Genomic DNA, 21,507 nt, shown 5'->3' on the forward strand with positions numbered 1-21,507 from the left:
ATGGACGTCAGCGCACCGCGTGCTTGCGCAACAGCTTGATGACGTGGGCCCGGTCCACCTCGGCCTCGCGCGCCATCTGGCTCACGTTGCCGCCCGAGGCCGCCAGGCGCTGGCGCAGGTACGTCTCCTCGAAGTGGGCGAGCCAGGCCTCCTTGGCCTCCTTGTAGGGCAGCTCCACGCGCACGGTGGGGGCCCCGCCCGGCGCCGCCGGGGCGCTGGCCGCCTGGAGGAACGAGGCATCCAGCGCGCCGGAGAGGGCCACGCTGCGCTCGACGAAGTTGCGCAGCTCGCGCACGTTGCCGCGCCAGGGCAGGGTGGACAGCTGGAGCATCGTCTCGGGGCTGGGGGCGGTGAAGGGGCGGGGCGGCAGGCCGAGCGAGCGGAACGTGTCCGCCCACAGGTGCTCGAGCAGGTGCGGCAGATCCTCCAGGTGCGCGCGCAGCGGGGGCACGCGCACCATGCCCACGGCGAGCCGGAAGTACAGATCCTCGCGGAACTGCCCGCGGTTGACGGCCTCGCGCAGGTCGCGGTGCGTGGCGGCCACGAAGCGCACGTCCACGCTCCGGTACCCATCCGCGCCCACGCGCTTGACCTGTCGGCGCTCCAGCGCGCGCAGCAGCTTGGGCTGCACGGCCAGGGGCAGCTCGCCCAGCTCGTCCAGGAAGAGGGTGCCCCCGTGGGCGGCCTCGAAGGCACCCCGGCGCTCGTGGGTGGCGCCGGTGAAGGCGCCCTTCTCGTGGCCGAACAGCTCGCTCTCCACCAGATCGGCGGGGATGGAGCCGCAGTCCACCACCACGAAGGGGCCCGGGGCCCGCGGGCTGGCCTGGTGAAGCGCCTCGGCCACCCGCTCCTTGCCGGTGCCGCTCTCGCCCTCGATGAGCACCGTGGCGTCCGTGGCGGCCAGGCGCGCGAGCTGGGCGAACAGGGCCCGCATCACGGCGCTCTCGCCCACCAGCCCGCCGAAGCGGGGCTCGGGGTGCAGGGGCAACACGTCCCGCGTGGCCACCAGGGAGAAGCGCACCGTGGTGCCGCCGAAGGTCAGCGTGGAGCCGTCCGCGACATAGGCGTCCTGCACACGCACGTGGTCCACCCGCGTGCCGTTGGTGCTGCCCAGGTCCTTCACCCGGTAGCCGCCGCGCTCGCGCACCAGCTCGGCGTGGAAGCGCGACACGGTGGTGTCGGTGAGCACCAGATCATTGCCCGGGGCCGTGCCGAGGGTGAGCTTCTCGGCGGAGCTGCTCACCGTGGTGCCCGCGTCCGGGCCGGCCGACACCTCGAGGTTCACCCGCTGCACGGAGAGCCCGCTGGCCGGTGTCTGCGCGGGGATGAGCTCGGTACGCCCTGACATGCCCGCCGTGCATAGCACCTTTCCGTCAGGTAAGGCACGGGGCGAGCAAGCACGGGCGGGCCGGCGTCATGCCTCCTCGTCCCCCCCACGGGCTTCGAGCAGGGCGGCGGAGAACGGGCTCGCGACGCGCTTTCCGGGCCCGGAGGCCCCCGGGGGACGCCCGGCGGCGAGCGTCTCCGCCACCAGCGCGGCCACGTGCCAGGGCTGCTCCGCTCCGGAGCCGGTGTCCACGTCCAGCAGGGCGCGCGCCATGTCCGCCGCGGAGGCGAAGCGCTCGGAGGGGTGGGGGCGCAGGGCGCGCTGGAGGACGCCCGCCAGGGCGGGCCCGGCGCGTTGCAGCAGGTGCTCGGCGGGCTCCAGGCGCGCGTCCCGCACGGCGAGCAGCAGCTGCGCGTCCGTGGCCGCGGCGAAGGGAATACGGCCCACCACCGCCTCGTAGAGAAGCACCCCGAGCGAGAAGAGATCGGCCCTCGCGTCCAGGGGGCCGCCGCGCAGCTGCTCGGGGGACATGTAGCGCAGCGTGCCGCGCGTGCTGCCGGGCGCGGTGCGCGAGGGCGTGCGCAGCCCCTTGGCGATGCCGAAGTCCCCCAGCTTCACGTCGCCGGTGTGTCCCAGCAGCACGTTCGCGGGGCTCACGTCCCGGTGGACGAGCCCCAGCCACTCGCCCTGGGTGTCACGCAGGCCGTGCACGTGCTCGAGCGCGCGCAGCAGGCACAGGCCCAGGTGCCGCACGAGCGCGGGCGCCAGGGGTCCTCGCGCGGCGAGCGCCCGGGCCAGGTCCACCCCCTCCACGTACTCCAGAACCAGGTAGGGCGCGCCCGCCTCCAGCCCGAAGTCCAGCACCGAGACGACGTGCGCGTGGCCGAAAGTGGCCATCAGTCGCGCCTCCTGGGCGAACATCTGCCGGTAGGCCTCCTGTCCGGCCAGTTCCGGCAGCAAGCGCTTGACGACGACTGGCTTCTCGAAGCCCTCGGGCCCGGGCAGGACGCCGAGGAACACCTCCGCCATCCCTCCACGCGCCAGACGGGACACCAGCCGGTAGCGGCCCACCGCGCCTGTCTCTCCTCCCTGCGTCATCGCGACAGACAATATAGCGGGCTCTCCGCTCAGTCCTGGACGTCCTGGCAGACCGAGCCCGCGCGACAGACGAGCAGCGCGGTGTTGAGGAAGTCCGCCGCGCTCGAGCACGAGGTGGTGGGGATGCGCTTCAGGCACGTCTCGAGCCCTGTCTCGTTGATGGCCGGGCAGTTGTCCCCGGTCCACGCGGCCTGGAAGAAGTCGCGGATCTTCACCTCACACTCGTTCCGGTCCTGGAACTGCTTGCCCTCGCCGGAGCCAATTTCCTCACAGTCCGCGTAGTAGTCGCAGGCAGCTCGGGTGGCCTGGTCGTGCGCATCCACGCGGGTGGTCGGGCCACACGCGGGCAGGAGGAGAAGCAAGGACAGTACAGAGAGGGGGGATGAGATGCGCATGGGGGTGACTCGCGAAGCGGGGTGAGAGGGACACGACAACGTGCTCCCCATGAGCAAGGGGCGGACCAACGCCAAACCCGCGTAACGACGAGGCGGTGGTGTGAGGGGTGTAGGCTCGAGACAACAGGGAGCGCCGGACCTGTAGGCCGCGGCCAACACCCTCCCCGGTCAGCAATGCCTGCATGGCCGAGAAAACCGAGATTATTCGGGAGGAACCCCTTTACCTTGAAACCGTTCACTCGGTAACGTCCCGCGAATGCACTGGCCTTTGCAATCGAAGCGCGCGGCTCTGCTGACCGTGATGCTCACGATCTCTGGTCTCATCGGAGACGACGCGCACGCCCAGCAATGCGGTCCCGAGACTCCACAGACGGTCGAGCCTCCCGATGATCGGATGAGTGACACGCGGCTCTTGCGGCGCCTGGTGCTCGGGCTCACCGGCACCACGCCGACCGTCGAGCAATACGAAGCCATGGAGGCCGCGGCCACGCCGGAAGCGCGAGAAGCGATCCTGCGCTCGACACTCGATGAGGTGCTCGCCTCGCCGAAGTTCTACGAGCGGATGCTGCGCTTCGGACACGAGTGGATCGCGGTGGGCGCGTACACCACCGGCGCTTCCGGCGATGCGTACCAGGGGGACCTGTCCGGCCACATCTTCAAGTGCGGCACCGACACCAAGCACCCGGGCGCGTACTACCACGTGAACGAGTTCACGGACTCGGCCAAGTCGTCCAATCAGTGCAACGATCAGGATGCGAGTGGCAGTGCCGTGGTGCCCGAGGTGCGCTCGATCGAGCCCTGGTGGGCGCCGGGAACGCAAGTCCAGGTGCTCGGCAAGGCCGGCTCCAACGTCACCCAGGTCGTCGACGCCAAGGGGCAGACGCTCGACTGCGGCATCGCGCGCGGCGGCTACTACGATCCCATGCTGCCCACCGGATGCGGCTGCGGACCCAACCTCGTGTGGTGCTCACCGCTCACGGGCCTGATCAACGGGAGCAACCACGACCTCGGCGTTCAACGCCGCCATCCGTATGAGGAACCCGCGCGCCTGTTCGCGCACCTCGCGTGGCACGACCGGCCGCTCTCGGATCTCATCCTCGGCAACTACTCGGTCGGAACCAACTGGCTGCGCGCGCTGTACGTGCGCCTCGGCCGGCAGATGGGCAGCAACGCATCGGACGCGAACACGACCTGGTGGCGCCCGGACGCGGACAACGCACTTCGGGATCCGCTGCACCCGACGCCGAATGATCCGCAGGCGTGGCGCGAGTTCGTGGTCGAGGACCTGGAGCCCTTCCACCTCGCGCTCACCAGCAACCGCGAGCGCTCGGGCAGTCTCGAGCGCACGTACCGCTTCGATCCCCGCACCACGACCGAGGCGCCGAAGGGCCTTCCCGCCGCCGGGGTGCTCACCATGATCGGCTCGATGTCCTCGTTCCCGCGCGAGCGTGTCCGAGCCGCGCGCTTCCTCGAGATCTTCGCCTGCCAGAGCTTCTCGCCTCCTCCCGCGGACGTGCACTTCCCTCCGTACGAGGTCGATCCCGCGACTGGTGGAACATGCCTGCACTGCCACAAGACACTCGATCCCGCGGCGATCTCGTTCAAGCGGTGGGATTTCGGTTCGGCCCAGAGCGCCTACATCCCATGGCCCTTCATTCCCGGCGTGGGCAATCATCGCGTCACGAAGGAGTGGTTGTCCGGGAAGTACCCGTACATTGGCAACTCACCGGGCTATCGGTGGAAGAACGCGTTCCTTCCCAATACCATGTTGACCCCGGTCACCCCCGAGCAGATCACGGCCAATCCGGAAGCGGTGCTGCTCGACACGATGCCCGAGTCCTACACGCTGCTCGGCGTGCACGGCGATGGCACCATGGGTCCGCTCGGGTTTGGCAAGCTCCTCGTGCGCTCCGGCGAGTTCGATCGCTGCGTCTCGCGCAAGCTCTACTCGATGTTCATTGGCCGTGAGCTGAACCCGGCCTCCGAGAAGCGCTTCATCGACAAGCTCGCCAAGGAGTTCGTCGCACGCGACCGCAAGCTCCGGCCCTTCCTCCGCTATCTCTTCGAACAACCCGAACTGCGGAGGGGCCTGTGATGAGCACCTTGCGTTCAATGCTGAGAGCCGTGGCGCTGACCTCGCTCGCGCTCTTCGCGCCTGCCTGCAAAGACAACAACGACACCTGCGCGCCTTCGAACAGGAACGACGAGATCCGGCTCGGGCTCGCGCCCGCGTGCCAGGGCTGCCACCTCACGGGGAACAAGCCGTTCTTCGCCTCGCTCACGGCGTTCGAGAACGGGCTCGTGTACGACGAGCGGTACGTGAAGCCCGGGGATCCCGACAACAGCATGCTCATCCAGATGCTCGAGGGAACCGCGGCCGGTAGCTATCCGCAGATGCCGCCGGGTCAGCCCTACGGCGAACTCGTCGCCAACGGCCGCGTCACGCTGTCCATCGAGCAGGTGAAGGCCTGGATTCGCGAGCTGCCTCCTCCTCCCGCGCGGCTGGAGGAGCCGGATGCGGAGGCGTTCAACGTCCGCCGGCTCTCCGCCGAGGAGATGGTCGTGAGCTTGATGGATCAACTCGGGCTCACGCTCGAGGACTTCGTCAGCACCAGCGATCCCAACTGGCGCAACAAGGCGTACGTGGTGAATGGCGGCAAGCTCTTCGTGTGGCCCGGTGATTGGGCGCCCGGCATCTCGGGCGAGTACGTGTCCGACTCACGCAGCGTCGAGCGGTTCGATGCGCTCGGCGGCGGCAACTCGCTCTTGTACCGCAAGCGGGACGTGAGCTTCGGTCCCTCCGCCGCGCAGACGCTGGTCCAGATGTCGCAGGCCTGGTGCGCGCGCGCGGTGGACAAGAAGGGCAATACGGCGGTGTTGCGCCACGTGACGCTCACCGACAAATCCTCGAGCAACCCGGGCGCGGTACAGAAGAACCTGAACTCGCTCTACCTGCGCATGCTCGGACAGCCACCTTCGGAAGCGGAAGCGAAGGCGCTGTATGAACAGGTCTATCTCCCGCTCGAAGCGCAGAACACGCGCCTCGCCTGGATCGGCGTCTGTGCGTCGCTCATCCGTCACCCGCTGTGGATCACCTACTGAGCCGAGGACACCATGACGAACACCTCCCGTCGCACATTGCTCAAGTGGGCCCTCGGAGCGGGACAGTTCGCGCTCCTCGAGCGCGCGGGCCTTCTCGGCTCGAGCGCCGCGCGCGCCGCGGACATCGACGTCCCCTCACGGCTCGCGGTCCTCTACATCCCGGGTGGCTATCGGCCGGCGTACTACTTCACCCCCATGGATGACGCGGACATTCCGCTCTGCGTGCCCGCGCCCTCCAGCTACAGCGGCGAGCCCGTCTTCTTCGACGCGAGCAAGATGGTGAACCTCGGGCCTCCGAACGGTTCCTACAAACCGCTCCGGACCTGGCAGTCGTGGAACCCCGCCAACCCCGGCGAGCGCGGCACCTTCAGCCCGCTCATGTATGGCTTCTCGCACTTCGCGCTGCACGAGCAGTTGAGCGTGCTGCACGGCATCGATCAGGGCACCAACGACCACGCGAGCGCGTTCATCGCCTCGATGTGTGGTGTCGCCGGTGCGGACTACCGGGCGCCCGCCGTTCATTCGGTGATCGCCAATCACCTGTTCGAGAAGTACCGCGAGAGCAGACCGTTGCCGTTCGTGGTCGTCTCCGGTGAACGCGGTACGCCGCTCGGGATGGGGCTGCCCTCACACGCCTCGCCCGTTCGCGTTCCGTCGATCGAAGCGCTCAAGCCGCAGCTCTCCGCGAAGCCCTCGGACAATCCCTGGTGGACGGGGCTCGATGCGCGTACCGAAGGGGTCGAGCTGGATGCGCGTGGCCAGCCCACCGGGGGCACCCTGAAGACGACCACGGTGGAGCGCTTCTCGCTCGCGCGCGCCCAGCAGTTGATGGGCCGCTCGACGACGAAGGTGGACGGCTACCTCGAGGGGCTGCATGGCTCGCTGTCGTCGGTCTCGCGCGTGCTCGCGACGGATGTCGTGTCCGTGCTGCAGAGCACCAAGGGCATCGATGCGCTGACGGCGAACCGTCCCGCGTACCTGTCGAGCTACCTCGGCAACCAGTCGTTCACGTACACGTTCGGCCTGGCGAACTTCCACCTCACCGGGCTCGACCCGCGGATGGATCTCGCGCTGCGCCTGCTCAAGTCGGACCTCTGCACCTCGGTGCACGTCTCGTTGCAGCTCGACTTCGACACGCACAACGCCGGTGGCCACGGCTACAGTTGCGCGCACGGCCGAGGACTGATGGACTGTGTCGCGCGCTTCCTGGGCGAGCTCAAGGCCGCGCCCGCTCCCGGCAAGCCGGGCAAGACGCTGCTCGATGACACGCTGGTGCTGGTGATGAGCGAGTTCGGCCGAAGCTGGGCCTCTCGTGGAGGCGACGGCTCCTACTCCCTGCCGGATGATCACCACCCGTACACGTCGGTCTGCTTCGCGGGCGGAAACGTGGCGGCGAACCGGCAGGTGGGCTCGTACACCCCGCGCGGGCTCGGCGTTCCGGTGGACATCATCGAGGAGAACGGTCAGCCCTCGAAGCGCGTGCCCAGAGCCGCGGACGCGGTGACCACCGCGCTGCGGATCATGGGCATGAGCACGCATGACTTCTTCATCCCCGGCGGCTACGGAGAGGTGACGGGGCTCCGGAGGGCGTAGGGGGCTTCTTCTGGGCTGGGTCCCCCCTTGAACCATCTGTGCGCACGGTGAGCACGCCCTCTTCAGGATGTCGTTCGTCCTGATATTCTGGGAGCTGGCCTTCGGGGGGATTCTATGAGGCTGGTCGGAGTAGTAGGTTTACTGCTGCTTGCGGCGGGGTGCGCGACCACCCGTGTCGTCCATATCGATGCGGGGAACGGTCAGCGCGTCATCCACGAGTCGGTCGAGGTCGAGCCGGTCGAGGTGAGTGAGGAAGAGTTCAAGGCGGCCCTCACACGACTCCTCCTCGACATGCGGCTGGACGTTGTGTTCCGCGAGACCGACGAGGCGGACCAGCGAGGGTGGGTGCGGTCCAGGACTCTCCTCGCGTCCTCGAAGGGCCTCGCTGATTCGGGGATACAGAACTCCCCCGAGTCGTTGTATGCGCGCATCTGCCCCGACGCGGACGACTGCCTGACCCTGGTAGCAGGGACGGGGTTGTCGTTCGGGCGGAAGGACCGGACGCTGATGGCCCTGTCCTTCGCGCTTGATACCGTCTGGGAGAGTGTCGAGGCGGAGGTCGGTAAAATGCTGAATCCGGTAGCGCTCAAGGCGATGTTGACCTCCGCTGCGCTGACCGTGCTCCTCACGATGACCCTGCCCGAGCCCGTCACCAAGGTCATCGCGGTCGCGTTGACGGCGGCCATGGTGGCCTACCTCGGCATGATTCCGGTCTGGGAGATGGGTCGTGGATTCGTCCGGCTGTGGGACGAGGCGGGGAAGGCGACGAGCGTCATCGAGTTGCAGGACATCGGGCTCCGGTTCGGACGGGTGTTGGGAACAAACGGCACGCGCGTCCTGGTGATGCTCGTCACGGCAGCGCTTGGCGGAAAGAGCGCGATAGCGGCCCAAGGCCCCAAGCTCCCTGGCTTTTCCCAGGCCACACTTCGCGCGCAGGCCGAGGGAGGTTTTCAGCTTACGGGCGCTCTGAATGGTGGGGTGGGCTCAATCGCGCTGCCTGCCGAAGGGGTACTCAACGTCGCTCTCGCTCCAGGTGCTGTTGCAGCAGTGACAATGTACTCGGACAACCGGATTCCAGGTGATGCCGAAGGGCCGGTTCACCATATCTGCACGAACAAGAACACCATTTCCGCTGCCTCTGGCGGGCCTTGGACGCCGCTGTGTGAGAAGATCTTCGAGAAGGCTGGTATGACTCTTGAGGATGTTGCGAACAAAGTGCGAATCAATGGCCATGAGGGGCCACATCCTGGTCCATATCACGAGAAGGTAGTCAGTCGGCTCCAAGATGCCGTCGGTCGCTGCAAGACAACGGAGGCCTGTCGGGCCAGGCTGGTGAATGAACTCGCAAGGATTGCCAATGAGCTACTCACGCCGGGCTCTGAGTTGCGGAGCTTTGTCGTGAAGTAGGAGGAGTGCGGTGGAAAGTCAATTCTATTGGGTTGGAATGGCTGATGTGCCGCAGTGGCTCGTCACGACACCGGTTCCGGTATCCGGTGGTGAGTTTGACGAGCCCTGGATGTTCGGAGAGGGACGCCTCCTTCCAGACCCCGGGCCCATCAAGGCCCAGGTTGCGCATCCGGGTGAGAAGCGCGCGTTTGTGTTCTCTGTGATAGAGAAGGTTCCCATCGTCAGCGAAGCAGTCGCGAACGTCTTCAGGACGCTTGCTCCGGACGATATTCAACTGTTTCCGGTGACGGTGGAGGGGGAATCCGAGCGGTACTTCATCGTCAACGCAACCAAGGTGGTTGATTGCATTGATGAAGCGAACTGCCGGGAAGTGCATCATTACACCGAGGAAGACCCTTTTCCCGAGTACGCTGGAGAGTACCGCTGGATCTACGGCATGCGAATTGACCCCTCGAAGACTGAAGGTGTGCGCGTCTTCAGGCCGAAGAGGTTCAAGACAGCATTCATCGTTTCAGAGGAAATCAAGGACGCGCTCGAAAGGGTAGGCTCGCTGGGAGTGAGCTTCGAGCGCGTAACAGACCCTTATACTCGTGGAGGGCAAGATGGCCAGCGCGCCTGAATGGCGGGAATTCAGAGCCGGCCTGTACGCCTACCGCCGGAGGGGGTCGAGGAAGAGGAGGGCCATCTCCTTCAGATTCCACCTTCCCGGGGCGTGAGGGGGCTCTCCAGCGCGAAGCGGGCGATCTCGTCCTTGCGCATGAACACCACGCCCGGCTGCTTCTGGGCGTAGGTGATGAAGTCCTCCAGCGCCTTGACGCGCGAGGGACGGCCGGCGATCCGATCGTGGGTGCTGATGGACATCATGCGCCGGCGCGTGGCGGCCTCGGCGTAGAGCACCTCGAACTCGTCCTTGAGCTCGCGCCCGAAGGACTCGGCCGTGGCGTTGCGCCCCTCGAACTGGACGATGTCATTCATGCCCAGGGTATAGGGCACGACCGCGAACGGTTTGCCCTTCACGGGGATGAGGAACGGCTCGTCCCGGCTCACGTCGTCGATGTGGTAGGTGAACCCGAGGCCCTGGAGGATCTCCAGCGTCCGGGGTGTCCCTCGCATCCAGAAGGCATTGAAACCCACCGGCTTCGTGCCCGTGGCGCGCTCGATGCTCCGCACGTTGGCCTCGTACGAGGCCCGCTCTTCCTCGGGGCTCATCGAGAACTGGGGCGTCCAGGTCTGGCCATGGGCGGCGGCCTCGTGGCCCCGCTCGACGATCTCCTTGGCCAACTGGGGGTGGAGCTCCACCGCCTGACCGACCATGTGGGACGTCACCTTGATGCGCTTGCGCTCGAAGAGATCGAGCAACCGGGGGATGCCCTCCTTGACGCCATACGCGTACCAGGTGGAGGCGGGCAGATCCGGGTACTTCGGATCAATGGGAGGGAACGGGCTGCTCGCTCCCCGCTCGGGCTGAGCGCCCGCTTCGAACTGCATGGAGAGGGAGATCACCAGCCGCGCCCCCTCTGGCCAGAACTCTCTGGACGAGGAGCGGCCGCCTCTCGTGGGGGCTGGCTCCCGTGGGGCCGTGGGCGCCGGGCTCGCGGCCAGCGAGTCGGAAGACGGGGCCGCCGCGATGAGCGCACCGGCGGCGAGCAGGCCGGAGTGGCGCAGGAACTCGCGGCGCTCGGGAACGGAGGGGGAGGGCAGGGGGATGGGTTCGGGCGTGCTCATGATCGGGGGCCTCGCGTGCTTCAGGGGACCGGGGCGGGGCTGCTCGAGGAGACGGGGACGGAGCGGCTCCGGGTGCTGGCCCACCAGGCATCGACGGAGACGCGGTTGAGGTGGGCAGTTGCCATGAGCGCGGCGTAGAAGGCCGCGTAGATCATCTGCAGCCCCGCCGTCTCCCAGTCGCTGCGCAGGGTGGTGCCGAAGATGAGGGACACCATGAGGAGGCCGCCCGTGAAGAGGGCGGCGCGCGTCAGCAACCCGAGCGTGAGCAGCACGCCGATGACGAGCTCGATGGAGGGCAGCAGCAGCGCGAAGAGACGGACCAGCGGTGAGGGAAGCCAGGTATTGGCGAAGAGCTGGACGATCGCGTCGGCGAAGGCGCTGGGGTTGCCGATCCGGACCAGCCCATGCCCGAGGAGGTTGATGCCGAGGGCGAGCCGCAGAAGGAGATGACCGGCCACCGCGTTCGTGATGCCAAAGAAGAGGGGAGAGGCGTCCTCTGTCGAGGTCGAGAGCTTCATGGTGTCTTCCCGATACGGTCGAGGGGCCCTTCGCGCCGGGGTGCCGGAGCGCGAGGAGGCGAGGGCGGGGACCGCGTTTCGTCTTCGCACCCTCTACTTGCGCTTCCCCGCGCCGGTTGAGAACGTGGCCCCGAGGAAAGACGGCTGTGCCTGAACGGAAAAAGCAGGGTCCGGTGCTGCTCGAGGGGTTGATGCCCCTGGTGGTGTTCGTGCGAGCCGTCGACAACCAGGGGTTCTCGGTGGCGGCACGGCAGCTCGGGTTGACGCCTTCGGCCGTGAGCAAGCAGGTGGCCCACCTGGAGGAGCGGCTCGGGACCCGGCTGCTCCGCAGGACGACCCACCATCTGAGCCTCACGGAGGCGGGAAGCATCTTCTACCAGCACTGTCAGCGGGTGCTCGGGGAGCTGGAGGAAGCCAAGCTCGCCATGGCGGCGCTCGACGAGCGCCCGAGGGGCATCCTCCGCGTGTCCGTGCCCGCGGTGCTCGGCGAGGTCCACGTCGGGGCCGCGGCGGCGGCGTTCCAGGAGTCCTTTCCGGAAGTGCAGCTGGAACTCGAGGCGAGCGATCGGGTGGTGGCTCTCGTGGAGGATGGTTTCGACGCTGCGGTGCGGATCGCCGGCACGTTGAAGGACAGCTCGCTGGTGGTTCGACGCCTCGCGGACGAGGAACGCGTCCTGTGCGCGAGCCCCTTCTATCTCCAACGTGCCGGAAGGCCCCGGGCTCTGGAGGAACTGGCGCACCACGAGTGCCTGCTCTTCAAGCCCGGCCGGGTGGTGAGGGAGTGGCAGTTCGAGGGAGCCGAGGGCTCCCGGAGCGTGAAGGTCCAGGGGCGCTTCGTGGCCAACAACCACCTCGTCCTGCGGCAAGCGGCGCTCCTGGGACGGGGCATCGCCAACCTGCCGCGCTACCTGGTGTTGGAGGAGCTGCGCTCGGGGGCCCTGGTGTCACTGCTCGCCGAGCACCCGGTGACCCAGCGCCACATCTACCTCGTGTACCCGCATCGCCAGCTCACGCCTCCCAAGGTGCGGGCCTTCGCGGACTTCCTCGTCCGCTACTTCCAACGCATCTTGGGGTAGGATCGTGGGTCCGTGAGGGAGCAGTCCAATGAATCTCAATTCCAGGTTCCTGCAGGATCCGGTCAAGTTCGCCCAGAAGCATGCGATTGCTCCCGTGGGCAATCTGCTCTCCAACCCCGCCGACTTGAAGCTCAAGGGCAACTACGACGCCACGACGTCCTACTACCAGGTCGAGGGGCAGAACCGGGTCCTCTATTGCACGGTGACGGAATCAGGAGTCTCCAGCGGCGATGCTGGCTTCGATACCTCCAAGGATCAGAACCTCTACAGCCTGCGCATCGAGCAAGCCCAGGCAACAGGGTCCTTTCCCATCTACTGGCTGCCCTGGAAGGCCAATCAGATCATCCGGACCACGCTGACGCCCAGCAAGAAACACCATCTCCCATTGCTCACCACGGCCGCTTTCCAGGAGCCGCATGTCTTCGTCACCGCGACGGTCAATGGCTGCTCCGTCTTCGTCGAGGGCAGCGAAACCGAGCCGACGGTCTATCACGCCAACGCGGCTGGGACGGGTGGATCCATCGAGACGCCCCATGGCCTCATGGCCAAGATCTCCCGCATGGAGACGGTCTACACGGCCTTTTCTCACCATGCGGTGAAGAAGACTCCGGGTCCCACGGGGCGCTCCCTCAGCGCGGGCCGGTACATGCCCGAGCAGGTCGGCGGCGTCAGCCGGGCTCAGGATGACGTGCGAGTCGCCAAGCAACTTGGTGTCAATCGCAACCGCGCCCCCATCACCGTCATCAATGAGAAGGGCAGGTCCCGATTGCGGCACATCGGTGATTTCAAGACGATCACCTTCGGAACGGTGTTCGGCGTGCGCGAGCCCAGGACGGGCGCCTGGACGTTCTACGTCCAGCACCGGGTCCGCGCGACGCATTGGAAGAAAGTGCTTCCCTTTGGAAGGTCCAGCAATCCCAATACCTGGAAGCAGTTCAATACCTGGAGCGACCTGTCCGTCCAGGAGTTCTGGCCGCGTGGCTCCGGCACCGTCATCGATTTGTAGGGCGAGCCGCCGGAGCATCACCCCTCGGGCGGGCGGACCACCAGGACGGGCCGGTCGGCGTGTGACATGACCTCCTTGGCCACCGCGCCCATCACCGTCTTCTTCAGCCCCGAGTGTCCGTGCGTGCCCAGGCAGATCACGTCCACGCACAGGCGCTCGGCGACCTTGAGGAGCACCGGCGCCACCTCCTGGCCCGACAGCACCATCACCCGCACCTCGCGCCCCTGGGCATCCGCGTCCTTGGGCAACAACTGGCGCAGCCGCGACCGCAACTCCTGCGCCTGCTCCATCGCGTGCCGCGCCACGGTCACCAGGTACACCGTGCCCCCACTCGGCAGCAGGGAAAAGGCATACGGAATGGCCCGGTTGGCCGCTTCCGAGAAGTCCGTGGCCACCAGTACCGAGCGCAGCGTGGGAACCGTCACCTCCGAGCCCCGAGCCGCCCCCGCGAGCGGCACGCTCACCACCGACATGGCCGCCAGCCGCAGCGCGTGGTGCGACACGCTCCCCAGCTTGCCCAACGCCCGCCGCTGGTGCGAGCCCACCACCAGCAGATCCACCTTCTCTTCCGCCGCCAGCGCCACCAGGTGGTCCGCGATGCGTCCCACTCCGGCCTCCAGCCGCATGCGCACCGGCGGCTGGCCCTGCGCCTCCAAGGGCACCACCTGCGTGCGCACCTCCTTCTCCAGCGCGCTCAGCAGCTCGGGCGTCACCTCCTGGTAGAACGTCGGCTGCTCCATCCCCATCCGGAAGTACTCCTCGTGGGGCCAGTAGATGCGCCCGGCCACCACCTCCACGTCGCCGTAGCGCCGCAGGCCCCGCAGCCAGTCGCGCGCCGCCTCGAAGGGCAGCGAGCGGTCCACGCCCAGCATCACCCTCAAGGGCCGAGTCCCCTTCACCCAGGCCTCGAAGGACTCCGCCTCGCGTACCACCATCAGCGGCACCGGCAGCGTCGTGGCCAGCCGGTCCACCGTGCCGCCCACGCCCAGGAAGGGCGAGGCGCTCGTGGGCCCCGCCGTCACCACGAGCCCCGCCCCCTTCTCCTTCGCGAAGCGCGCCAGCTCCTCGGCCGGCTCGCCCGTGAGCAATTGGAAGCTCGTGCGTGCGCCCAGCTTCTCGAGCCGCCGCGCCTCGTCCGACAGCGCCGACTGCATCGTCTCCTGCAGCGCCTGCTTGATGGCGCGCGACAGGTCTCCTGGCAGCACGTGCACCAGGAAGAGGGGCTCATCCAGCTTCCGCGCGAGCTGCGCGGCGGCCGTGGCCGCTCGCTGGGCGGCGTCCGAGAAGTGGGTGGCGCAAAGAATGGTCATGAGGACTCCCCCGGTTCACGTCCTTCATAGGACTCTAATCAGCCGACCCCTCTCCGAGGCAAGGGGCTGGGCACGCTCCCGGCCGCCCGGCCCTGGGGCGTTGGACCCTCGGGGATGGCGAACACACGCCACGTCTCGCGAGTCGACGAACCCGCAGGGGCGTGCGGATCTTGCGGGAGGCCCGTGCGGAGGCGGATCCATCATGAGAATCCTGGTCAGCTACGGTTCCAAGCGGGGAGGCACGGCCGAGATCGCGGGCATCATCGCGCGGACGCTCTCCGCACGGGGTTTCCAGGTCGAACTGAGCCCGGCCGCCGAGATCGAATCCGTCGAGGGGTACGACGCCGTCGTGGTGGGCGGCGCGCTCTACATGTCGCGCTGGCATCGTGATGCGCGCCGCTTCGTCAAGCGACACACCCAGGCGCTGCGGGCCCGGCCGGTCTGGCTCTTCAGCAGCGGGCCGCTCGATGACTCGGCCACCTGGAACGAGGTGCCGCCGGTGGATCAGGTCCAGCGGTTGATGGCGCGCATCGGGGCGCAAGGCCACATCACCTTCGGAGGGCGCCTGCTGCCCGACGCCAAGGGTTTCATCGCGAGCAAGATGGCCAGTTCGCTGGCGGGCGACTGGCGCGACCCGCGCATCATCCGGGCCTGGGCGGAGGGAATAGGAGATGCGCTGCGCGCCTTCGAGCGGACGCCATCCCGCGCCGCCGAGGACACTCCCACCTGGAGCTAGAGGACTCCCAGGCGCCGGGCCAGCCGCCGGAGGTTGGCGCGATCCATTCCCAGCTCGCGGGCCGCCGAGGCCCAGTTGCCCTGGTGCCGCTGGAGGCTCGCGTTGATCTGTTGCCGTTCGAAGCGCTCCACGGCCTCGCGCAGGTCCCCCACGGGCGCTGGCTCGGGCGGCGGTTCGGCACGGGCCGGGGCATGGGAGTCCCCATTGAGCGCGAAGTCCGCCGCCGACAGGGTGAGGATGCGGCCGTCATCGCTTCGCTGGCCGTAGGCCTTGAGCGCGCTCCGGGCCACCAGGTGCTCCAGCTCGCGCACGTTGCCGGGCCAGGAATAGGCGAGCAAGGCGGCCTCGGCATCGCCGCTCAGGCGCAGGCTGCGCAGCCCCAGGCGCGAGCGGTTCTGCTCGAGGAAATAGCCGGTCAGCAGCAGCACGTCGTTGCCCCGCTCGCGCAGGGCCGGCACATGCAATGGAAACACGCTGAGCCGGTGGTAGAGGTCGGCGCGATAGCGCCCCTGGCGCACCTCCTCGGCCAGATCCCGGTTGGTGGCGGCGATCAGCCGCACGTCGATGCGGTGCTCCCGGTCCGAGCCCAGGCGCTGCAACTGCCCGCTCTGCAGCACGCGCAGCAGCTTGGCCTGCACCGTCAGCGGCAGCTCACCCACCTCGTCCAGCAGCAGGGTGCCCCCGTCGGCCAGCTCGAACTTGCCCCGCCGATCGCTGACCGCGCCGGAGAAGGCGCCCACCACATGGCCGAACAGCTCGCTCTCCACCAGCGTCTCGGGCAGGGCCGCGCAGTTGAGGCTGATGAGCGGCCGGTGCGCGCGGGGGGATGCCGCGTGGACGGCCTGCGCTACCAGCTCCTTGCCCACCCCCGTCTCGCCACTGATCAGTACGCTCAACGGACTGGCTCCCACCAGGGCGATGTCCTCCAGGAGCTTGAGGAAGGGCGGACTCTGTCCGATCAACGAGTGCGGGCGCTCCCCGGCCGCCAGACGGTAGCTCTCCGCCCGCTGGAACTCGCCCTCGGCCCGCATCACCAGCCGCTCGATGCGCTGGGCCACGCGAACGGTGGCCGCCGCCAGACTGGCGAACGCCTGCAGGGACGCCAGATCCACGGGCGCCAGCCTCCCGGGAGACAGCGCGTCCAGGGTGAGCAGGCCCCAGACGTGCCCATCCACCAGCAGGGGACAACCCAGGCAGTCATGCACCTGGAGGTCGCCCCCGGCCCCCTGCACCAGACCATCGTAGGGGTCCGGCAAGGGGCTGTCGGCGGGGAACCGGGTGGGCGCCGGGTTCGCGAGCAGGGCCTGGAAGCGCGGATGCTCGTGCACCCGGAAGCGCCGCCCCAGGGTGTCCTCGGAGAGGCCATTGACCGACAGCGGCACCAGCCACTCGCCCTCCAGGCGCAGCAGCGCGACCGCGTCACACGGAAGCAGCACCCGCAGCGCTTGCAGCAGCCGCCGGTAGCGCTCCCGCTCGGGCAGTTCCCGCGACAGGTCATCCACCAGGGGAATCAACGCGTGGAGCAGGGGATTGGGAGTCATTTCGACCACCGGGAGTCGATTCGACTCCGCGCCCCCCCGGTCGAAATGACCTGGGCCCGCTCCAACCGCTTGATTTCCCGGTGTCCGGAAGTCGGCATGGAAGCTGCTCCTATCAAAGCACGACGTCCCGGTGGTGGGGGTTTTCCCCGCCACCCGCGCCTCAACCCCCCTTGGAGCCCATCCCATGCTCAACGCTCAGCAACGTGCCATCGTCAAAGCCACCGTGCCGCTGTTGGAGAGTGGTGGCGAAGCCCTGACCACGCACTTCTACCGCATGATGCTCGGCGAGTATCCCGAGGTGCGCCCGCTCTTCAATCAGGCGCACCAGGCCAGTGGCGCCCAGCCCCGCGCCCTGGCCAACGCCGTGCTGCGCTACGCCCGCCACATCGACGAGCTGGAGCAGCTCGGCGGGCTCATGGCGCAGATCATCAACAAGCACGTGGCCCTGCGGGTCCTGCCCGAGCACTACCCCATCGTGGGCACGTGCCTGCTGCGCGCCATCCGCGAGGTGCTCGGGCCTCAGGTGGCGACGGACGAGGTGATCGCCGCGTGGGCCGCCGCCTACCAGCAACTGGCCGATCTGCTCATCTCCAGCGAGGAGCGGGTCTACGAGCAGACGGCCCAGGCGCGCGGCGGCTGGCGCGGCGGGCGCGAGTTCCGGGTCATCCGCAAGGAGCAGGAGAGCGCGGAGATCATCTCCTTCTACCTGGCGCCCGCGGATGGCGGCCCGCTGATGGACTTCGTGCCGGGGCAGTACATCGGCATGCGGCTCGTCATCGAGGGCGTCGAGATGCGCCGCAACTACTCGCTGTCGGCGGTGCCCAATGGCGAGTCCTACCGGATCAGCGTCAAGCGCGAGCCGAACGGCAAGGTGTCCAACTACCTGCATGACCGGGTGGGGGTGGGGGACTCGCTGGAGCTGTTCCCTCCCGCGGGCGAGTTCACCCTGCGCCCGAGCACCAAACCCCTGGTGCTCATCAGCGGCGGCGTGGGCATCACCCCGACGCTCGCCATGCTGACGGCGGCCCTGCCCCAGGGCCGGCCCATCCACTTCATCCACTGCGCGCGCAACGCCGGGGTCCACGCCTTCCGCGAGTGGGTGGACGAGCAGGCCCGCAGGCATCCCCAGCTGCGGCGCTTCTACTGCTACTCCCAGGCCACCGAGGGTGCTCCCCAGCCGGATGCCGTCGGCCTGCTGGATCGCGAGCAGCTCGCGCGCTGGCTGCCCGAGGAGCGGGACATTGATGTCTATTTCCTCGGCCCCAAGCCCTTCATGGCGGCCATCCAGCGCGCCTTGAGGGAGCTGGGCGTGCCCGAGCAGCAGTGCCACTACGAGTTCTTCGGCCCGGCGGCGTCGCTGGCGTGAGGCCCCTTCTGGCGTCTACTTGTGCTCCTTCTGGGCTCCGGGAGTCGCGCGCTGGAGCGCCTCCTGGAAGGGCTCGGGATCCAGGTAGACCCGGATGAGCTCTCCGGTGCGCGAGAAGAGCTTCGCCACCTCGACGGAGACGTGCATGTACTTGCTGCGCGTGAGGACGTTCACGCTCTTGAGCGCCGCGCGGTAGATGCTGAACCACTCCCTCCAGGCCTCCTGTACGGGCATGGAGGGGCCGGTGGTCTCATCCATTTCGAAGAACAGCTCGATGGGGGCGTAGCGGCTGATGTCCTCGCGCAGCTCATCCCGGGGCGCGTCACCGAACTCGCCCTTGTCATCCCCCGTGATGCGGATGAACACCACGCCTGGACGCAGCCGCCGGTAGGTATAGCTGCTGCGCTCGCTCGACAGCCGTACCGAGCCATCCGCCAGCGTCTCTCGATTGAACGACACCCGGTCCTCCTGGCCGTTCCGGGCGTGAAGTCCGCGTCACTCGCGGGGCCGTCCCGGTTCTCCCTCCGATAGAGCAATCCCCGGACCAACTCCCGGGCCCAACGAAGTCGCGGCCTTGGCGGAAGCCAGGGATGGCCGACCGGTCGAAACGGGCTACCTTTCGTTCAAAATGAAAGGGTCGTTCATGCGGGCCGAGGATCTGCGCATCGACATGTTGCTGGAGGTGGACGCGCGAGAGGGCGTCCGCTTCGCGGGCGAGCGGGCGCTCATCCTGGACGCGGTGGCGCTCGGGATGTTGCGCAAGCAGTTGGTGGAGATGCTGGGCCTGGCGGGGGCGCGGGCGGTGCTGACGCGCTTCGGCTTCGCCCACGGCTGGCGCATGGCGGAGGCGATGCGGGCCGGCTTCCAGTGGAGCAGCGAGGCCGAGTGGATGGCCGCCGGAGGGCTCATCCACACCCTGCAGGGGCTGATCCGCATCCGGCCCGAGGACAACAATCCCCTGACGCGCCAGGGCGTCACCGTCGAGGCCTCCTACGAGGCGGAGCAGCACCTGCTGCACCTGGGCCGCGCGGAGGCTCCCTCGTGCTGGACGCAGTGCGGCTTCGCCAGTGGCTACCTGAGCCGGGTGGCGGGCCGGCCGCTCTATGTGCTGGAGGACCGGTGCGTGGCGAGGGGGGACGCCGCGTGCCACTTCGCCGGCCGGACGCTGGAGGAGTGGGGGAGTCAGCTCGAGGAGCACCTGCCGTACTTCCAGGGCGAGGTGCTCGACGCGTCGCTGCACCAGGTGGCCAGCGCGCTCAAGCGCACGGAGCGCAAGCTGCGCGAGCGGACGCGGGCGCTGGAGCGGGCCGTGGGTGAGCCGGAGGGGCCCGGCGGGCTGGTGGCGCGTGGCCCGGGCATGCGGCGCGTGGTGGACCTGGCGCGGCGCGCGGCGAGGAGCGAGGCCACGGTGCTCCTCATCGGCGAGAGCGGCACGGGCAAGGAGCGCGTGGCGCGGCTGGTGCATGAGGAGTCCGCGCGGGCGGCGGGGCCGCTGGTGGCCATCAACTGCGCGGCGCTCGCGGAGACGCTGCTGGAGGCGGAGCTGTTCGGCCATGCGCGCGGGGCCTTCACGGGAGCCACGCACGAGCGCTTGGGGCTGCTGGAGGGGGCGGCGGGGGGAACGCTCTTCCTGGATGAGATTGGGGAGATGCCGCTGGGCATGCAGGCGAAGCTCTTGCGCGCGCTGCAGGAGCGGGAGATCCGCCGGGTGGGGGAGAACCACCACCGGCGCATCGACGTGCGGGTGGTGGCGGCGACGAACCGGCCGCTGGCCGAGGAGGTGGCGGCGGGGCGCTTCCGCAAGGATCTCTACTACCGCCTGCGGGTGGTGGAGCTGACGGTGCCGCCCCTGCGCGAGCGGCGCGAGGACATCCTGCCACTGGCCCAGGTGTTCCTGGTGGACGTGGCGCGGCGGATGGGTCGGGAGGTGCCGGGGCTCGGGGCGGACGTGGCGGATCAGCTCCAGCGCCACGCCTGGCCGGGCAACGTGCGCGAGCTGAGCAATGCCATGGAGCGCGCGGTGGCGCTCTCGCGCGGGCCCCGCATCGAGCTGGAGGACCTGCCCGAGGACGTGCGGAGCGCGCTGCCCGCGCCCGCGCTCACGGGGGCGGTGCGCACGTTGGAGGAACTGGAGCGCGAGTACATCCTCGCGGTGCTCGCGAGGAACGGAGGCAGCCGGACGCGCACCTCACGGGATCTGGGCATCGGCGCGACCACGCTCTACCGCAAGCTCAAGCGCTACGAGCGCGGGAACCGCCGCCGGAAGCGGTGAACATTTCCCGCGCTTGCCGGGAGGAAGGCGGCCCGTATCATCCGCCGCATGAATACCGGTGTCCTTCCTCCCGAACGACAGTCCTCCTTGCGTCTCCGCGATGGCCGAGTCCTCGCATGGTCCGAATGGGGACCCACCGGGGGTCTCCCCGTTCTGTTCTGCACGGGCGCCGCCATGAGCGGCTCACTCGGCTTCGGTGCGAACCACCTCGCGGCTCTCGGCTTGAGGCTCATCGCCATTGATCGGCCCGGCCTCGGCGCGTCCGATGCGCATCCCGGCAAGACCCTGGCCTCCTGGGTGGAGGACACGCGGCAGCTCCTCGCGTCGCTGGGCTCGCCGCGGGACGTCACCGCGGTGGGCTTCTCCCAGGGCGCGCCGTTCGCGCTGGCGCTCGCGGGCCGGGAGCTCGTGAAGGCCGTGGCGATCGTGTCCGGGCAGGACGACCTGGCCTGGCCGGCCCTGGCGCCCCGGCTGCACCCCGACGTGGCCGTGATGGTGCGCGCCGCTCGGCAGGATCCCGAGGGCTTCGAGCAGTCCTTCGCGGGGATGGCCACGGCGGACGGACTGTGGCAGCTCATCCTCGGAATGAGTGGCGAGCGCGACCGGACGCTCTACCTGAGCGAGCCCTTCGGCGCGGCGTATCAGCGCTGCCTGCGGGAGGGCTTCTCCCAGGGCGCGCGTGGGTATGCGAGGGACCTCGTCAACGCGCTGGGTCCGTGGCTGGTGGAGCCGGAGCGCATCTCCGTCAAGGTGGACCTCTGGTACGGCGGCCTGGACACGAGCACGGTCCACTCGCCCGACTTCGGCGCCACCCTGGCCGCCCGCCTGCCGAACGCGACCCTCACGGTGGAGCCCCAGGAGGGCGGATCGATTCTTTGGACACGGGCCCGGGACATTCTCGAGAGGCTCGGGAGCCACGTCACGGGGAGCGCCTCGGGCGCGGGGCGTTAGGCCGCGAAGGGGATGCACGCCGGGTTGCCCTCCAGGCGGCACTCGACGGTCCACTGGTTGACCCGCGCGAGGCGCCCAACCGTT

The 21,507-nt window shown here is 68.5% G+C and carries 19 protein-coding genes; 11 read left to right on the forward strand and 8 right to left on the reverse strand.

From position 1 onward, the window contains the following. Positions 1-7: 7 nt before the first annotated feature. The 3 genes from F0U63_RS18030 to F0U63_RS18040 form a co-directional block, all read right to left on the reverse strand. Positions 8-1,348, reverse strand: coding sequence for a sigma 54-interacting transcriptional regulator (locus F0U63_RS18030; RefSeq protein ID WP_395847153.1), 1,341 nt, complete (start codon positions 1,346-1,348; stop codon positions 8-10). Between the two features lie 66 nt (positions 1,349-1,414). Beyond that, the gene (locus F0U63_RS18035) at positions 1,415-2,437 is read right to left on the reverse strand and encodes a serine/threonine-protein kinase (protein WP_395847154.1); all 1,023 of its coding nucleotides are present in this window, start codon (positions 2,435-2,437) and stop codon (positions 1,415-1,417) included. A gap of 17 nt (positions 2,438-2,454) precedes the next feature. Continuing rightward, positions 2,455-2,820, reverse strand: a complete 366-nt coding sequence (locus F0U63_RS18040) for a DUF6184 family natural product biosynthesis lipoprotein (RefSeq protein ID WP_395847155.1) — start codon at positions 2,818-2,820, stop codon at positions 2,455-2,457. Between the two features lie 301 nt (positions 2,821-3,121). Here F0U63_RS18040 and F0U63_RS18045 point away from each other — a divergent pair, with 301 nt between their 5' ends. The 5 genes from F0U63_RS18045 (at position 3,122) to F0U63_RS18065 (ending at position 9,541) form a co-directional block, all read left to right on the forward strand. Continuing rightward, complete coding sequence (locus F0U63_RS18045) at positions 3,122-4,915, forward strand: DUF1549 domain-containing protein (protein ID WP_395847156.1); 1,794 nt, start codon at positions 3,122-3,124, stop codon at positions 4,913-4,915. After that, positions 4,915-5,922, forward strand: a complete 1,008-nt coding sequence (locus tag F0U63_RS18050; protein ID WP_395847157.1) for a hypothetical protein — start codon at positions 4,915-4,917, stop codon at positions 5,920-5,922. Before F0U63_RS18045 ends, F0U63_RS18050 begins: the two co-directional genes overlap by 1 nt. 12 nt (positions 5,923-5,934) lie before the next feature. Beyond that, positions 5,935-7,515, forward strand: a complete 1,581-nt coding sequence (locus F0U63_RS18055; RefSeq protein ID WP_395847158.1) for a DUF1501 domain-containing protein — start codon at positions 5,935-5,937, stop codon at positions 7,513-7,515. A gap of 114 nt (positions 7,516-7,629) precedes the next feature. Further along, on the forward strand, positions 7,630-8,922 hold the full coding sequence (locus F0U63_RS18060) for an AHH domain-containing protein (RefSeq protein ID WP_395847160.1): 1,293 nt from the start codon (positions 7,630-7,632) through the stop codon (positions 8,920-8,922). A gap of 10 nt (positions 8,923-8,932) precedes the next feature. Then, positions 8,933-9,541 (forward strand): imm11 family protein, encoded by a 609-nt coding sequence (locus F0U63_RS18065; protein WP_395847161.1) that lies wholly within the window; start codon positions 8,933-8,935, stop codon positions 9,539-9,541. 71 nt (positions 9,542-9,612) lie between these two features. Here the strand turns inward: F0U63_RS18065 and F0U63_RS18070 are convergent, their stop codons facing one another. Together F0U63_RS18070 and F0U63_RS18075 are read right to left on the reverse strand one after the other, a co-directional pair. Next, complete coding sequence (locus F0U63_RS18070) at positions 9,613-10,647, reverse strand: polysaccharide deacetylase family protein (RefSeq protein ID WP_395847162.1); 1,035 nt, start codon at positions 10,645-10,647, stop codon at positions 9,613-9,615. 20 nt (positions 10,648-10,667) lie between these two features. Then, positions 10,668-11,165, reverse strand: coding sequence for a DoxX family membrane protein (locus tag F0U63_RS18075; protein WP_395847163.1), 498 nt, complete (start codon positions 11,163-11,165; stop codon positions 10,668-10,670). 146 nt (positions 11,166-11,311) lie between these two features. Here F0U63_RS18075 and F0U63_RS18080 point away from each other — a divergent pair, with 146 nt between their 5' ends. Beyond that, positions 11,312-12,241 carry a LysR family transcriptional regulator gene (locus F0U63_RS18080; protein ID WP_395847164.1) on the forward strand — a complete coding sequence of 310 codons (930 nt, stop codon included), beginning with the start codon at positions 11,312-11,314 and terminating at the stop codon, positions 12,239-12,241. A 28-nt stretch (positions 12,242-12,269) separates the two neighbouring features. Next, positions 12,270-13,247: a hypothetical protein gene (locus F0U63_RS18085; protein ID WP_395847165.1), complete on the forward strand. Its 978-nt coding sequence runs from the start codon at positions 12,270-12,272 to the stop codon at positions 13,245-13,247. Between the two features lie 17 nt (positions 13,248-13,264). Here the strand turns inward: F0U63_RS18085 and F0U63_RS18090 are convergent, their stop codons facing one another. Continuing rightward, positions 13,265-14,557: a universal stress protein gene (locus F0U63_RS18090; RefSeq protein WP_395847166.1), complete on the reverse strand. Its 1,293-nt coding sequence runs from the start codon at positions 14,555-14,557 to the stop codon at positions 13,265-13,267. 202 nt (positions 14,558-14,759) lie between these two features. On the opposite strand from F0U63_RS18090, the gene F0U63_RS18095 reads away from it, so the two are divergent. Continuing rightward, positions 14,760-15,293, forward strand: coding sequence for a flavodoxin domain-containing protein (locus tag F0U63_RS18095; protein ID WP_395847167.1), 534 nt, complete (start codon positions 14,760-14,762; stop codon positions 15,291-15,293). On the opposite strand, the gene norR is transcribed toward F0U63_RS18095, so the two are convergent. Further along, positions 15,290-16,834 carry a nitric oxide reductase transcriptional regulator NorR gene (gene norR, locus F0U63_RS18100; RefSeq protein WP_395847168.1) on the reverse strand — a complete coding sequence of 515 codons (1,545 nt, stop codon included), beginning with the start codon at positions 16,832-16,834 and terminating at the stop codon, positions 15,290-15,292. The two genes, F0U63_RS18095 and norR, sit on opposite strands and share 4 nt — an antisense overlap. A 184-nt stretch (positions 16,835-17,018) precedes the next feature. On the opposite strand from norR, the gene hmpA reads away from it, so the two are divergent. Beyond that, positions 17,019-18,200, forward strand: a complete 1,182-nt coding sequence (gene hmpA / locus F0U63_RS18105) for an NO-inducible flavohemoprotein (RefSeq protein ID WP_395847169.1) — start codon at positions 17,019-17,021, stop codon at positions 18,198-18,200. 15 nt (positions 18,201-18,215) lie between these two features. Here hmpA and F0U63_RS18110 read toward each other — a convergent pair whose 3' ends face one another. Continuing rightward, positions 18,216-18,659, reverse strand: coding sequence for a hypothetical protein (locus F0U63_RS18110; protein WP_395847170.1), 444 nt, complete (start codon positions 18,657-18,659; stop codon positions 18,216-18,218). Positions 18,660-18,843: 184 nt separating this feature from the next. Here F0U63_RS18110 and F0U63_RS18115 point away from each other — a divergent pair, with 184 nt between their 5' ends. Both F0U63_RS18115 and F0U63_RS18120 read left to right on the forward strand, forming a co-directional pair. After that, positions 18,844-20,472, forward strand: a complete 1,629-nt coding sequence (locus F0U63_RS18115) for a sigma 54-interacting transcriptional regulator (protein ID WP_395847171.1) — start codon at positions 18,844-18,846, stop codon at positions 20,470-20,472. A 48-nt stretch (positions 20,473-20,520) separates the two neighbouring features. Next, positions 20,521-21,423 carry an alpha/beta fold hydrolase gene (locus F0U63_RS18120; RefSeq protein WP_395847172.1) on the forward strand — a complete coding sequence of 301 codons (903 nt, stop codon included), beginning with the start codon at positions 20,521-20,523 and terminating at the stop codon, positions 21,421-21,423. Positions 21,424-21,507 lie beyond the last annotated feature (84 nt).

It is taken from the genome of Cystobacter fuscus (assembly GCF_044360685.1).
Taxonomy (GTDB): Bacteria; Myxococcota; Myxococcia; order Myxococcales; family Myxococcaceae; genus Cystobacter; species Cystobacter fuscus_C.